General features: G+C 51.0%; 11 protein-coding genes. 9 read left to right on the top strand and 2 right to left on the bottom strand.

Translation table 11 applies throughout. From position 1 onward, the window contains the following. The first annotated feature begins 114 nt into the window (after positions 1-114). Complete coding sequence (locus METH11B_RS0104605) at positions 115-1,428, top strand: sensor histidine kinase (RefSeq protein ID WP_020481469.1); 1,314 nt, start codon at positions 115-117, stop codon at positions 1,426-1,428. Next, positions 1,425-2,069: a response regulator transcription factor gene (locus METH11B_RS0104600; protein ID WP_026601011.1), complete on the top strand. Its 645-nt coding sequence runs from the start codon at positions 1,425-1,427 to the stop codon at positions 2,067-2,069. Before METH11B_RS0104605 ends, METH11B_RS0104600 begins: the two co-directional genes overlap by 4 nt. Before the next feature lie 115 nt (positions 2,070-2,184). Here the strand turns inward: METH11B_RS0104600 and METH11B_RS0104595 are convergent, their stop codons facing one another. After that, entirely contained in the window at positions 2,185-3,015 is an 831-nt protein-coding gene (locus METH11B_RS0104595) for an HDOD domain-containing protein (RefSeq protein ID WP_026601010.1), read from the bottom strand. Between the two features lie 145 nt (positions 3,016-3,160). Further along, positions 3,161-4,912 (bottom strand): methyl-accepting chemotaxis protein, encoded by a 1,752-nt coding sequence (locus METH11B_RS0104590; RefSeq protein WP_026601009.1) that lies wholly within the window; start codon positions 4,910-4,912, stop codon positions 3,161-3,163. 125 nt (positions 4,913-5,037) lie between these two features. On the opposite strand from METH11B_RS0104590, the gene METH11B_RS0104585 reads away from it, so the two are divergent. The 7 genes from METH11B_RS0104585 to METH11B_RS0104555 all read left to right on the top strand — a co-directional run bounded on the left by METH11B_RS0104585 (position 5,038) and on the right by METH11B_RS0104555 (position 13,160). Further along, positions 5,038-5,520, top strand: a complete 483-nt coding sequence (locus METH11B_RS0104585) for a low molecular weight protein-tyrosine-phosphatase (protein ID WP_026146779.1) — start codon at positions 5,038-5,040, stop codon at positions 5,518-5,520. Between the two features lie 22 nt (positions 5,521-5,542). Beyond that, positions 5,543-6,262 carry a dienelactone hydrolase family protein gene (locus METH11B_RS0104580; protein ID WP_026601008.1) on the top strand — a complete coding sequence of 240 codons (720 nt, stop codon included), beginning with the start codon at positions 5,543-5,545 and terminating at the stop codon, positions 6,260-6,262. 126 nt (positions 6,263-6,388) lie between these two features. Beyond that, a complete protein-coding gene (gene gyrA / locus METH11B_RS0104575; protein ID WP_026601007.1) occupies positions 6,389-8,998 on the top strand; it encodes a DNA gyrase subunit A in 2,610 nt (869 codons plus the stop codon). A 2-nt stretch (positions 8,999-9,000) separates the two neighbouring features. Then, on the top strand, positions 9,001-10,080 hold the full coding sequence (gene serC / locus METH11B_RS0104570) for a 3-phosphoserine/phosphohydroxythreonine transaminase (RefSeq protein ID WP_026601006.1): 1,080 nt from the start codon (positions 9,001-9,003) through the stop codon (positions 10,078-10,080). Positions 10,081-10,091: 11 nt separating this feature from the next. Beyond that, positions 10,092-11,177, top strand: coding sequence for a prephenate dehydratase (gene pheA, locus METH11B_RS0104565; RefSeq protein WP_020481461.1), 1,086 nt, complete (start codon positions 10,092-10,094; stop codon positions 11,175-11,177). 11 nt (positions 11,178-11,188) lie between these two features. Beyond that, positions 11,189-12,292, top strand: a complete 1,104-nt coding sequence (gene hisC, locus METH11B_RS0104560; protein WP_026601005.1) for a histidinol-phosphate transaminase — start codon at positions 11,189-11,191, stop codon at positions 12,290-12,292. Further along, on the top strand, positions 12,285-13,160 hold the full coding sequence (locus tag METH11B_RS0104555) for a prephenate dehydrogenase (protein ID WP_026601004.1): 876 nt from the start codon (positions 12,285-12,287) through the stop codon (positions 13,158-13,160). Before hisC ends, METH11B_RS0104555 begins: the two co-directional genes overlap by 8 nt. Positions 13,161-13,167 lie beyond the last annotated feature (7 nt).

Here is a 13,167-nt window from a genome sequence, read left to right as displayed (position 1 = left end):
GTTTAAAGGGCTGCACTTTGCAGTTCTTACGGCCAGGAAATAAATAAGAATTTTTCCTATAGCTGTGTGGGAAGCTAGGCTGGATAATAGAGGGTTTTCAACGCACTCCGCATTATGAGCCTTCGCTACCAGATTATCTGTCGCATCCTGCTGTCTTCGGTTTGTATTTTGGTATTGGGCGGGGCGATTGCGGTCTGGCAAGCGCGCCAGGCGGTCGAGAAGGAGGTCGATGCCTCGATTCATCTGGCCTTGCAACTGATTACCTTGGGCATTGCCGATACCCCAGTATTTCAACAAAGCGACGATTTATCCCGCTTCAGCGCGTTGCGGCAAACGCGGCATTTGAGTATCCAATTGCAAAAGCCGGATGGACAACTGATCCATTTCGCTGGCGAAAATCAACCGACCAATCCCGAAGAAATGCCTCCTAGCTGGTTTATCCGCTTGGTAAAGGGCGATTATCCCAAGGTAGAGCACCAGTTGAATATGCAGGACGGCAAGTTGTTGACTCTGATCATTCAGGCTCAGCCGCTCGATGAAATCACCGAAGTCTGGCAGGAAAGCGTGGCGTTTTTTGCGTCGATTTCCTTGTTAACGATGTTGACTTTTCTAGCGGTCAATCTGGTCTTTAATAAGTCTTTGAAATCGATTGCGGTCATCGTCGATGCCTTGCGCCTGATCGAAACCGGTCAATATCGCCAACAATTGCCGCCATTTTCCACACAGGAATTCGATGATATTGCCAACGCAATCAATCATATGACGGTGGAGCTTGAGAAAACCCGCCAGGAAAACCGGGCCTTGACGCAGCATTCGTTGGCGATTCAGGAAGAAGAACGCCAACGCCTGTCTCAGGAATTGCATGACGAGTTCGGCCAATCCCTGACGGCTATTAAAGTGATGGCGGTAACCGCGGCACATCGCAAAGCCGACGCCGCTAAAATAACCACAACAATCTCGGAAATTTGCGATCATTTAATGACCGTGGTGCGTTCGATGATGCAGCAATTGCATCCTTTGGTTTTGACCGAGTTGGGATTGAAGGCCACCTTGGAAGAGATGGTTAATCATTGGTCGGAACGTAATGCCGACCTGCGGCTGACGATTCGCTGTAGCGACGCCGTGGACGGTTTGGATAAAAATCTAACCATTCAGGTATTTCGGGTGATTCAGGAGTGTTTGACCAATGTCGTGCGCCATGCACAAGCGCATAGCGTGACTATCGACTTGGAAAAGCTCGATCTACCGCAGGCCTGTTTACAGCTTAAAGTGCAGGATGACGGGCGAGGTTGTGATTTGCAGACTACCAGTCAAGGCTTTGGTTTACTGGGTATTAAAGAACGCATCAAGTCGCTGGATGGCGAGTTGCAGGTGCTGTCTCGTCCTGGCTCAGGTATGTTGGTTAATGCACGAATCCCGCTCGTATGAATAACAAGATAAAAATCGTGTTGGTGGACGACCACTTGGTGGTGCGGGCTGGCTTTAAAATGCTGTTGGCGGCGGGGGATAGTGTCGAAGTAATAGGCGAAGCCGAGCGTGGTGAGCAGGCTATTCAACTTTATCAAGAATTGCAGCCCGATATGTTGGTGATGGATTTGTCCATGCCGGGGATTGGTGGCTTGGAAACTATTCGGCGGATCATTCAGCGCGACCGCGAGGCGAGAATTTTAGTTTTTAGCGTGCATCACGAACAAGTGTATGTCAGCCGGGCCTTGGCAGCGGGCGCGCAGGGTTATATCACCAAAAATAGCGCTCCCGGTATTCTTGCCGAAGCGATAGCGGCAATTATGTCCGGTCAGCAGTATGTCGAGCGCGGTTTGGTCAAGGGCGGCGGTGAAGAACGCCAGCACACCGGTTATCACGCGATAATCGCCGGTTTCTCTGCGCGCGAGTTCGATGTATTTAGTTTGCTTGCCCAAGGGTTGACGGTGCATAAGATCGCCGATCAACTGTGTTTGGGTCATAAAACCGTGGCGAACTACGCCACGCAAATCAAGAAAAAGCTCCAGGTGGACACTACCACCGAGCTTGCTCACATTGCGGTCAATTTGGGGATGACGGCGCGCTGATACTCGGTTTTAGGGTGCGGTGGACTCTATGAGGCGGGGGGTTAAATAGCGAGACTGGTATGGCAATCGTTCAGGCAAATAAATTCGTCTGAACGATTATTGAAAATTATGTTTTTTAATCCAGAAGGCCGTCGAGTTCAGATTTAGCCGCTAGAACATCCGGCAGTTTTTCCTTAAGGAGTTGCTCCGATAGGCCTAAAAGTGCGGTTAATTGATTGGGTAACGAGGCTAAAATCTGATTTTCATCCAAACCCTGATCTTGGTAATCGCTGATTGCATGGGCGAGGAAAACTGTGCAAGCTAACTTGTTAGGCGTCTCCGCGGCCAAAGGTTCCGCCGATTGCTCGATGGTTTCGACTAATTCGTCGGCAAATTTCCAGCGACGGCAAAGTTCCGCGCAGACCGCCGGGCTGGTGTAGCCCAAGCGCCTCTTCTCAATTTCCAGTCTAACGTTGCCGTTTTTCACATGCTGATCAATTTCGTTGGCTTCGCGGGGGCTGCCAATGTGAATCAGTAGGTTGCCCAGATTGCTGATTAGCCCGGCTGTATAGGCGATGTCGGCCGCCAGACCCGCTTGGGCCGCGAACCATTTTGCATAACCTGCTGTGCGAAAACTATTCCGCCAGCTTTGTTTGACATCGAAATTATCCAATTGCGGTACCACACCGACAATCCCGGATGCGATCACCAATGTTTTCAGCTGGTTCATGCCCAGTAAGGTGATGGCTTCATCTATAGAGCCAATTTTACGGGATAAACCAAAATGCGCGGAGTTGACCAAACGCAGGATTTTTAAAACAATCACCTGCTCTTTTTCCACGTTTTTGGCTATGTCGAGCATATCCGCGTTGGGATTGTTTAGCTGATTGATGAGGGATCTTACGACTTCGGGTACTTGCGGAATTTTGTGGATCTGGTCGAACAGTTGGTTCATTTTTGTGGGCATGTCTTCATCCTTAAGCTACGAAACTGTAATTATTCTTAGTGAATTATAGCCAGCCTCGGCGAACAAACCTTATAAATTTAAACCGGTTCAGGGCCCGGCGCCGCCTGAATGCAGGTTACGCCGGGCCAAACGGATAGCGGTTTAGCTAGGTCTTAAAGTTCCCAACCATGGAGCGCAACTGATTCGCCAGGTCAAGTAACTCGTGGCAGGCATCCGCAGTGTTTTTCGCGCCGATCGAAGTCTCTTCGGATACCCGGCTGATATTGCTGATGTTACGATTGATTTCCTCGGCAACTGCGGTTTGTTCCTCGGCAGCGCTGGCTATCTGGTTATTCATATCGTTAATGGTATCGATACGTTCACTAATAGTGGTTATCGAACCACCGGCGGATGCGGCTTGCTCTACGCTGGAGTTTGCGCGGCTTCTACCGTTTTCCATTACTGCCACGGCCTGTTTCGCACGGTCCTGCAAGCGTTCTATAGTCTTTTGGATTTCCAAAGTGGAGTTTTGGGTACGGCTGGCCAGGGTTCTGACTTCATCCGCTACTACCGCAAAGCCTCGACCTTGCTCGCCAGCTCTGGCTGCTTCTATGGCGGCGTTCAATGCCAGCAAATTGGTTTGTTCGGCAATGCCTTGAATGACTCCCAATACCTCACCGATGCTGTTACTGTCGTTTTCCAGCTCGTGTATCACATTGGCGGCATTTTCCACTTCAGATGCCAAGCTGTTAATACCATGCACGGCATCTTTCACGATGTTTTTGCCCGAAGACGCTTCGCGGTCGGCGATTTCCGCTGCTTCCGATGCTCTAACGGCATTTTTGGCGACTTCTTGCACCGTCGACGTCATTTGCTTCATCGCATTGGCCACCAATGTGGTTTCGTGCAATTGCCGCTCGACACCGGCTTGAGTCGATTGGGTGATATTGGCAAGCTTGTGAGAAGAGCTGGCCAGTTTTTCGCTGGTGGAACTGATCTGGTCGATGGTTTTGGCTATTTTGCGCACGAAGGTATTAAAACTCGATGCGATCCAGGCAAACTCCGATTTGCCGCTCGCATCCAGACGAGCCCGCAGGTCGCCCTCGCCACTGCCTATGTCTTGCAGCTTCAAAGCCAATGCCGTCAGCGGACCGATGATGATTTTGCTCATCGTGAAGTAGCCGGTAAAGCCAATGATGATCAGTGTTATGCACAAGAAGCCGATAGCGTAAAAGGTATTAGTCTTCAGCTCGGCAAGGGCTACGCTGAATGGGGTGACGATTTCGAATGCGCCATGTAAGTCGCCGGCGTGGCGATTTTCCATCGGATATCCCAGTAAATCTTGGCCCTTCTCGTTATTCCAGAGAGTTTGCGAGGTCTTGGGGTCGCCATGACATATTTCGCATTGCTTGACTAATTTGACGGGGCGTAAGTAGCGGACTTCCTGTTTTTCTTCGTCTACGAAGCTATAGTCTTGGGCGGAAGGGTTGCTTCTGAAAAACTCCAGCGCTTGACGTTCGATGTCATCGGCGGCGTTTCGGGGATTTCTGGGGTTAAGAGACGGCGCTTTGAAACGAAAGCCATGCTCTTTGGCTTCCGCTTCGATGACGTCCCAAGCATTGGCTGTCGGCACGGTGGCGACCACCAGTTCTCTGGCTTTTGAGCTACCTTTTTGTTCGACCAATTGCATGAGTTGCTCAGGCGTGTAGATGCCTGCTTCCCATTTTTTTACGACATTGTCGCGGATTGATTCGGACAAAGTGAGTAGTTGCCGCGAGGCTTTGATTTCCCGGTCAATCAGCTTTTGTTTCTCAAAGCTTGAGTAAACAACCAAAATCGCTATGCCTAAAAGTGTTAGCACCGACATGGTTATAGAAACCACCTTTACCCCTACAGAATGCCAGTTCATCATCAACATTCGAAACTCCCCTAAAATACGCTTTAAATTTCTTGTATTAACTGTCTTTCCAGTACCGTCCTGAAGACATGCCAACCGAGTATAGCTTACAATTTAGCGTCATCTATTCTAAAAACTTAACAACTATGCGGAAAATCAAGGTTTTGTTTGTGTGTATGGGTAACATCTGTAGATCGCCCACCGCGGAAGGCGTTTTCTCTCATTTGGTGACTACAAGAAACCTGGGGGAACGCTTTCAAATAGATTCCGCGGGTACCCACGCCTACCACATTGGCGACGCGCCCGATCTGCGTGCGCAAAAAGCCGCTCGAGACAGAGGGGTTGAATTGAAGCATCTGCGGGCGCGCAAAGTTGTATCCGCAGATTTTGAAGCGTTCGATCACATACTGGTCATGGACGACGAAAATCACGCCATATTGAAAGAAGCCTGTCCGATTGATTTGAGCCATAAGATTCGGCATTTTCTCGATTATGCGCCGCACTTGAATCAACGCGAAGTGCCAGACCCTTACTACGGTGGTAGTTATGGTTTCGAGCGGGTACTGGATATGGTCGAAGAGGCATCGGCGGGATTTTTGCAAGCATTGCAACAAACTGGCGAGCTGTGATTAACGGGATAGGAAAAAGCTTATGGCAATAATGTCGAACACCGTCAGTTACCTGGATCGCGACACGGTGCTGGAAGGTTTTTTTGCTTATGACGATGCAATTATTGGGCAGAGACCGGTGGTGCTGATCCATCATGCTTGGGGCGGACGAGACCAGTTTGTGGCCGATAAGGCTCTCAAATTGGCGGAACTGGGTTATTTGGCGTTCGCTACGGATATGTACGGCAAAGGCGTCCTGGGGAAGACGCCGGAACAAAACGCCGCATTGATGCAACCCTTCATACAAGATCGGGGGAAATTGCAACAGCGCTTACGGGCGGCGCTATCCACTGTCAAACTAATGCCATGGGCCGACAACGCTAGGATTGCGGCGATAGGTTTTTGTTTTGGCGGTTTGTGTGCGCTGGATTTGGCGCGGATCGGCGTGGATATTCGCGGGGTTGTGTCGTTTCATGGCTTGCTCGGTGCGCCTGAAAATATCCCGAACCCCCAAATCAAGGCTAAGGTACTGGTGTTGCATGGCTATGATGACCCCATGGCCTCCGCTGAGCAAGTACTTGCCTTGCAAGACGAATTAACTAAGGCAGGTGCGGACTGGCAGTTGCATAGTTACGGCCACACGATGCACGCGTTTACCAACCCTGTGGCTAATAATCCCGATTTTGGTACAGTTTATCAGCCGATTGCTGATCGCCGGTCTTGGCAAGCGATGCAAAACTTTTTGACCGAGATTTTTGCCTGACGGCAGAGGGTGGCGTTTGCTATAATCGACGGCTTTATAAACCTGTTAGCCATGCGTAAATGGAATTGATGCTTCAGGCTAACCCGTCGATCGATAAGCTTTCGACTGCACTGGAACCACGGACCCATGTCAGACTTCGCTAAAGAAATTATCCCCGTCAATCTCGAAGACGAGATGAAACAATCCTACCTCGATTATGCCATGAGCGTCATCGTCGGCAGGGCACTTCCCGATGTCAGAGACGGCCTCAAGCCGGTGCACCGTCGCGTGCTTTATGCGATGAACGAACTAGGGAACGATTGGAACAAACCCTATAAAAAATCCGCGCGTATCGTCGGTGACGTGATCGGTAAATACCACCCGCATGGCGATACAGCCGTTTACGACACCATGGTCCGCATGGCTCAGCCGTTTTCTTTGCGGTACATGTTAATTGACGGTCAAGGTAACTTTGGTTCTGTGGACGGTGATTCGCCGGCGGCGATGCGGTATACCGAAGTGCGGATGTCGAAAATTGCCCATGAATTACTCGCTGACCTGGACAAGGAAACCGTGGATTTCGTCGCCAACTACGACGAATCGGAATCCGAACCTACCGTTATGCCCACCCGAGTGCCAACCTTGTTGGTCAATGGCTCGTCGGGTATCGCGGTTGGCATGGCGACCAATATTCCGCCGCATAATCTCAGCGAGATTATCAGCGCTTGTTTGGCCTTGATCGAAAATCCCGATCTGACTATTCCGGAATTGATGCAAATCGTGCCGGGACCGGATTTTCCAACCGCCGGTATTATCAATGGCGCCTCCGGTATTTTTGAAGCGTATGCCACGGGCCGTGGCCGTATTTACCTGCGCGGCCGCAGCCATTTTGAAGACATAGGCGATAGCGGCCGCCAAGCCATTATCACCACTGAGCTACCTTACCAGGTCAACAAAGCCCGCTTGTTGGAAAAAATCGCCGAATTGGTCAAAGAAGGCAAGCTAGACGGTATCTCGGGCCTGCGCGACGAGTCAGACAAGGATGGTATGCGCATGGTCATCGAATTGCGCCGCGGCGAGGTGCCGGACGTGGTGCTGAATAATCTGTACAAACAAACCCAGATGCAGACCGTGTTTGGTATCAACATGGTGGCGCTATACGACGGTCGCCCGCACCTGATGGGTCTGAAAGAGATTCTCGCCGCATTCGTCGATCACCGTCGCGAGATAGTCACCCGTAGAACGATTTACAACTTGCGGAAGGCGCGGGAGCGGGCGCATATCCTCGAAGGTTTGGCGGTAGCCTTAGCTAACATCGACGAAATGATCGAGTTGATCAAATCTTCGCCGAATCCGCAAGAAGCTAAAGTGGGTTTGCTGGCGCAGACCTGGAAAGCCGGCTTGGTGGCTGCATTGCTGGATAGAGCCGACGCCGACCGTTCGAGGCCCGATGATTTATCCGTTGAGTTTGGTTTGGCGGATGGTGCGTATCGTTTGTCGGAAGCCCAGGCCCAAGCAATCCTGGATTTGCGTTTGCATCGTTTGACCGGTTTGGAACAAGAAAAAATCGTCAACGAATACAAGCAATTGCTAGAGCTGATCGACGAATATCTGCATATTCTCGGCAACGATGTGCGCTTGATGGAAGTGATCCGCGAAGAGCTGGAAGAAATCAAAACCCAATACGGCGATGCCCGCCGCACCGAAATCGTCCAGGATTACTCCAATCTATCCGCTGAAGATCTCATCACCGAAGAAGATATGGTGGTGACGATGTCGCACGAAGGTTACGTGAAAACCCAGCCGCTCAGCGATTACAAAGCCCAGCGTCGCGGTGGTCGCGGTAAGTCGGCGACGGCGACGAAGGAAAATGATTTCGTTGAAAAACTGATCATCGCCAATACCCACGATACGATTTTATGTTTCTCGTCAGCGGGTAAAGTCTATTGGTTACGGGTGTTTAATTTGCCGGTCGCCAGTCGGGCATCGCGCGGTAAGCCTTTCGTGAATTTGTTGCCGTTGGAAGAAGGCGAGAAAATCAATGCAATGTTGCCGGTCCGTGAATACAGTGCCGACAAATACATTTTTATGGCAACGTCTTCAGGTACCGTGAAAAAAACCCCGTTGCCTGAATTCGAACGTCAACGCAGCAACGGTAAAATCGCGATAGATTTAAACGAGAATGATACGTTGGTGGGCGTAGCGATTACCGACGGTCAGCAAAACGTATTGTTGTTCAGCAGCGACGGCAAAGCGGTCTGTTTCAACGAAACCGATGTGCGCTCGATGGGCAGAACCGCTACCGGGGTGCGTGGCATTCGCTTGCAAGAAGGTCAAAAAGTCATTTCGCTGATTATCGCCAGCGAAGGCACGGTGTTGAATATCACCGAAAACGGTTACGGCAAACGGACCAAGCTCGAAGAATTTACCCAGCATAGACGTGGCGGTCAGGGTTTGATAGCGATTCAAACCTCTGAGCGTAACGGCGCAGTGGTCGGTGCGGTATTGGTCAACGATACCGACGAAATTATGCTGATTACCGATGGCGGCATTTTAGTACGCACGCGGGTGAAGGAAATTTCCGTGGTCGGCAGAAACACCCAAGGCGTCACGGTGATTCGTCTGGATAAGGGCGAAAGAGTCGTCGGCGTGGATCGCATTGATGGTCTGGGCGATGAAGACGATGACGCCGAAGGCGATATTGACGAAACCGATGTTCCAGCAGATAGCGCCGAACAAGGCGGAGAAGAGGAATAAGCATGGCAAGGATTTACAACTTTAGCGCCGGCCCGTCGATGTTGCCGGAATCGGTGTTGTTGCAAGCTCAACAAGAGATGTTGGATTGGCAAGATAGCGGCATGTCGGTGATGGAAATGAGTCATCGTGGTAAGCATTTCATGGCCATAGCCGAAGCGATGAAAAACGATCTGATCGAACTGCTCGGCATTCCTGCTAATTACAAGGTACTGTTCCTGCAAGGTGGCGCCAGCGCGCAATTCGCGATGATTCCGCAGAATATTCTCAACGGTAAAACCAAGGCCGGTTATGCGAATACCGGCGCATGGTCGACTAGTGCAATCAAGGAAGCAGGTAAATATTGCGAAGTACAGCTTGCGGCTACCTCGGAAGCGGAAAAATTCACCACTATTCCAGCGTTCGATACCTGGAATATCGATAAAGACGCTGCTTATCTGCACTACACCTCTAACGAAACCATCCACGGCGTAGAATTTTCCGAAGTGCCTGATGCCGGCGATTTACCGTTGGTGTGCGATATGTCCTCGAATATCTTGTCGCGTCCGGTCGATGTTAGCCGCTACGGTATTATTTATGCCGGTACGCAGAAAAACATGGGGCCGTCCGGTGTGACCGTGGTTATCGTTCGGGACGATTTGGTTGGCTTGGCACCGAAAACCGTGCCGGCAGTGTTCGACTACCAGCAACAGGCAAAAGCCGACTCCATGTTGAATACGCCTGCCACCTATAACTGGTATCTGTTGGGATTGGTGCTGCAATGGCTGAAACAGCAAGGCGGTATCGCAGCCATCGAGCAGCAAAATATTCGTAAAGCCGGCAAGCTATACCAGGCTATCGATGAATCCAGCCTTTATAGCAATCCGGTGGTGAAAGACTACCGCTCCAGAATGAACGTGCCTTTCGTGTTGGCGGATGCGGCGCTGGACAAAGAATTTTTGGCGTTGGCCGAGAAAAACGGCCTTAGTACGCTTGCTGGTCACCGCTCGGTCGGGGGCATGCGTGCGAGTATTTACAACGCCATGCCGGAAGCCGGGGTCGATGCCTTGATCGATTTCATGGCCGAGTTCGAACGTACTCACTAAACAATCCAAAAATGACGGCGATTATTCCTTTATCGGAGCTGCGCGAACGTATCGACGCGATTGATCAGCAAATATTGCAGTTGATCAATCGACGAGCGGAGTGTGCTATTGAAGTAGCCAGAACCAAAATGGCAGAAGGTGAAACCGGTAGTTTTTATCGTGCTGATCGCGAAGCTCAAGTGTTGCGTAAAATCAAAGAGCTGAATCCAGGCCCGTTGAGTGATGATGCGTCTGTGCATCTATTCCGGGAATTGATGTCGGCTTGTTTGGCCTTGGAAAAGCCCTTGGAAGTGGCGTTTTTAGGGCCGGTCGGTACGTTTACTCAGCAAGCAACTTTCAAACACTTTGGCCACGCCGTCAAAGGCATCCCGGCCGCTACGATTCCGGAGATTTTTCTGGCTGTGGAAACCGGTCATTGCCAATTCGGCGTGGTGCCGGTGGAAAATTCCACCGAAGGCGTGATTGCGCATACGCTGGATCGCTTCATGACCACCTCACTGCAAATTTGCGGTGAAGTCGAAATTCGGGTGCATCAAAATCTGCTCGGCAAAATGGATACGTTGGCGGCGATTAACGAAGTTTATTCGCATCAGCAATCTCTGGCGCAATGTCGGCAATGGTTAAATAGCTATTTGCCTGGTGTGCCTTGCACGGCGGTCAGCAGTAATGCCGAAGCCGCCAGACTAGCGTCTTTGGACCACAATAAAGCCGCGATAGCCGGCTTGATGGCGGCCGAATTGTATGAGTTGAACATCATCGAACAGCATATCGAGGATGAATCCAACAATACCACGCGCTTTATCGTCATCGGTAAGCAGCAGCCGGCATCCACCGGGCTCGATAAAACCTCCATTTTGGTATCTACCGGCAATCAGGCTGGCGCGCTACATAAAATTCTGGGGCCGTTTGCCGAATACGGCATCAGCATGGCGCACATAGAGTCCCGGCCATCGCGGCAGGGCTTGTGGGAATACGTGTTTTTTATTGATATTGATGGTCATCGAGATGATCCTGATGTTGCCAAAGCCCTGGAAACCCTGCAAAACAACGTCAAAATGTTGAAAATCCTCGGCTCTTATCCAAAAGCCGTCATTTAAATCTTAGGTCGATGAACAAATTTTTAGAACTTGCTACTGCCGGCGTTCAACAGCTGGTGCCTTACGTGCCTGGCAAACCGGTTGAAGAATTGCAACGCGAGCTGGGTATAGCAGAAGTCATTAAGTTGGCGTCCAATGAAAATCCCCTGGGCACCGGTGCGAAAGTTGCCGCCGCTATCCAAGCGACATTGCCCGAACTAACCCGTTATCCCGATGGCAGCGGTTTTGCGTTGAAAGCCGCACTATCTGCTAAATTAAGCGTGGCTCCCGAACAAATTACCTTGGGTAACGGTTCCAGCGAGATCCTGGAATTGGTGATGCGCACCTTCGTTACGCCGGAATTGGAAGTAGTGTTTTCCCAGCATGCGTTTGCGCTGTATCCGATACTGACGCAGGCCGTGGGGGCTAAGGCTAAAGTCGTGCCCGCCAAAAATTACGGCCACGATTTAACAGCGATGAGCCAACAAGTTGGTTCGCAAACACGTCTGGTGTTTATCGCCAATCCCAATAATCCGACCGGCACCTTGCTGGATAAAGATGAACTGGAAAGCTTCATCGCCAATTTGCCTGCTCATGTGCTGTGCGTTTTGGATGAGGCCTACTACGAGTTTGTTGATCCTGCCGTGCGAACCGAATCGTTGGATTGGCCGAATCGCTATCCAAATCTGATCATAGCCCGCACGTTCTCCAAGGCATATGGGTTGGCTGGTTTGCGTATCGGTTACGGGATTTCCTCCCCTGACATCGCCGATCTGTTGAACAGAGTGCGCCAGCCTTTCAATTGCAGCATGCTGGCCTTGGCTGCTGCCGAAGCCGCGCTCGGGGACATACACTACCTGAATGAGACCGTGGCTCTCAACAATGCGGGCATGGCGCAGTTGACTGACGCGTTCAAGGATTTGGATTTGCCCTGGATTCCTTCATCCGGCAATTTCGTTTCCGTGGATGTAAAACAGGCGGCTATGCCGATTTACGAGGCCTTGCTGCGCAAGGGTGTCATCGTGCGACCGGTAGCCAATTATGAAATGCCCCACCACCTGCGGGTCAGCATCGGCACCGAACGCGAAAACGCAATATTCATAAAATCATTGCGCGAGGTGTTGAGCGGTGTTTAACCGCCTGTGCATCATTGGCATAGGTTTGATCGGCGGTTCGATAGCCAGAGCCGCGCGCGCACAGGGTTTATGCAGTGAGGTTGTCGCCTATGGCCGCGAGAAAAATCTGCCGAATATGCAATTGGCCAAACAACTCGGCGTCATTGATGAGTTTTACACCGACATAGCTTCAGCGCTGGAAAATACCGATTGCGTAATCGTTGCCACGCCGGTCGGTAGCATGAAGGCTATTTTCGAACAAATTAAACCGCACTGGAACTCGAATGCTATTTATAGCGATGCCGGCAGCACTAAGGGCAGCGTGGTATCTGCGCTCGAAATGGTATTCGGCAGCGTACCGACGAATTTTGTGCCGGCGCATCCGATTGCCGGCGCGGAACGCAGCGGTGTTGATGCCTCGACCGTCGATTTGTTTGTCAATCGCCGCCTGATCCTGACGCCGCTAGAAAGCACCGATAAGCTGGCGCTGGCGAAAATCCATGCGTTTTGGGAAAAGATCGGCTCCAGCGTTTCGGTGATGTCGGTGGAACATCACGACACTGTGCTGGCCGCCACCAGCCATTTGCCGCATATTCTGGCTTTCGCCTTGGTCGGTTTGCTGGGGCGTAAGGACGAACAGCGCGAGATATTTAAATATGCCGCCGGCGGTTTCAGGGATTTCAGCCGCATCGCCTCCAGCGATCCGACCATGTGGCAAGACATCTGTCTGGCAAACAAGCAGGAAATCGTGCCCTTGATACGGCAGTTTCAAGCGGAATTAAGCAAAATTGAACAATTGCTGGTTGACGACCAATCCGCGCAATTGTTCGAAACCTTTACGTATGCCAGAAATGCCCGGCAGCGTTTTCTCGATCAACAAGAAGACTAAGAAGATT

This window comes from Methylomonas sp. 11b (genome assembly GCF_000515215.1).
Lineage (GTDB): Bacteria > Pseudomonadota > Gammaproteobacteria > Methylococcales > Methylomonadaceae > Methylomonas.
The sequence above is the reverse complement of the archived record's forward strand: the minus strand, read 5'-3'. Positions and strand labels throughout refer to the sequence as shown.

Coding starts and splice junctions, on each gene's coding strand:
- METH11B_RS0104605 (WP_020481469.1), top strand. CDS start 115: ATGAGCCTTCGCTACCAGATTATCTGTCGCATCCTGCTGTCTTCGGTT.
- METH11B_RS0104600 (WP_026601011.1), top strand. CDS start 1,425: ATGAATAACAAGATAAAAATCGTGTTGGTGGACGACCACTTGGTGGTG.
- METH11B_RS0104595 (WP_026601010.1), bottom strand. CDS start 3,015: ATGCCCACAAAAATGAACCAACTGTTCGACCAGATCCACAAAATTCCG.
- METH11B_RS0104590 (WP_026601009.1), bottom strand. CDS start 4,912: ATGTTGATGATGAACTGGCATTCTGTAGGGGTAAAGGTGGTTTCTATA.
- METH11B_RS0104585 (WP_026146779.1), top strand. CDS start 5,038: ATGCGGAAAATCAAGGTTTTGTTTGTGTGTATGGGTAACATCTGTAGA.
- METH11B_RS0104580 (WP_026601008.1), top strand. CDS start 5,543: ATGGCAATAATGTCGAACACCGTCAGTTACCTGGATCGCGACACGGTG.
- gyrA (WP_026601007.1), top strand. CDS start 6,389: ATGTCAGACTTCGCTAAAGAAATTATCCCCGTCAATCTCGAAGACGAG.
- serC (WP_026601006.1), top strand. CDS start 9,001: ATGGCAAGGATTTACAACTTTAGCGCCGGCCCGTCGATGTTGCCGGAA.
- pheA (WP_020481461.1), top strand. CDS start 10,092: ATGACGGCGATTATTCCTTTATCGGAGCTGCGCGAACGTATCGACGCG.
- hisC (WP_026601005.1), top strand. CDS start 11,189: ATGAACAAATTTTTAGAACTTGCTACTGCCGGCGTTCAACAGCTGGTG.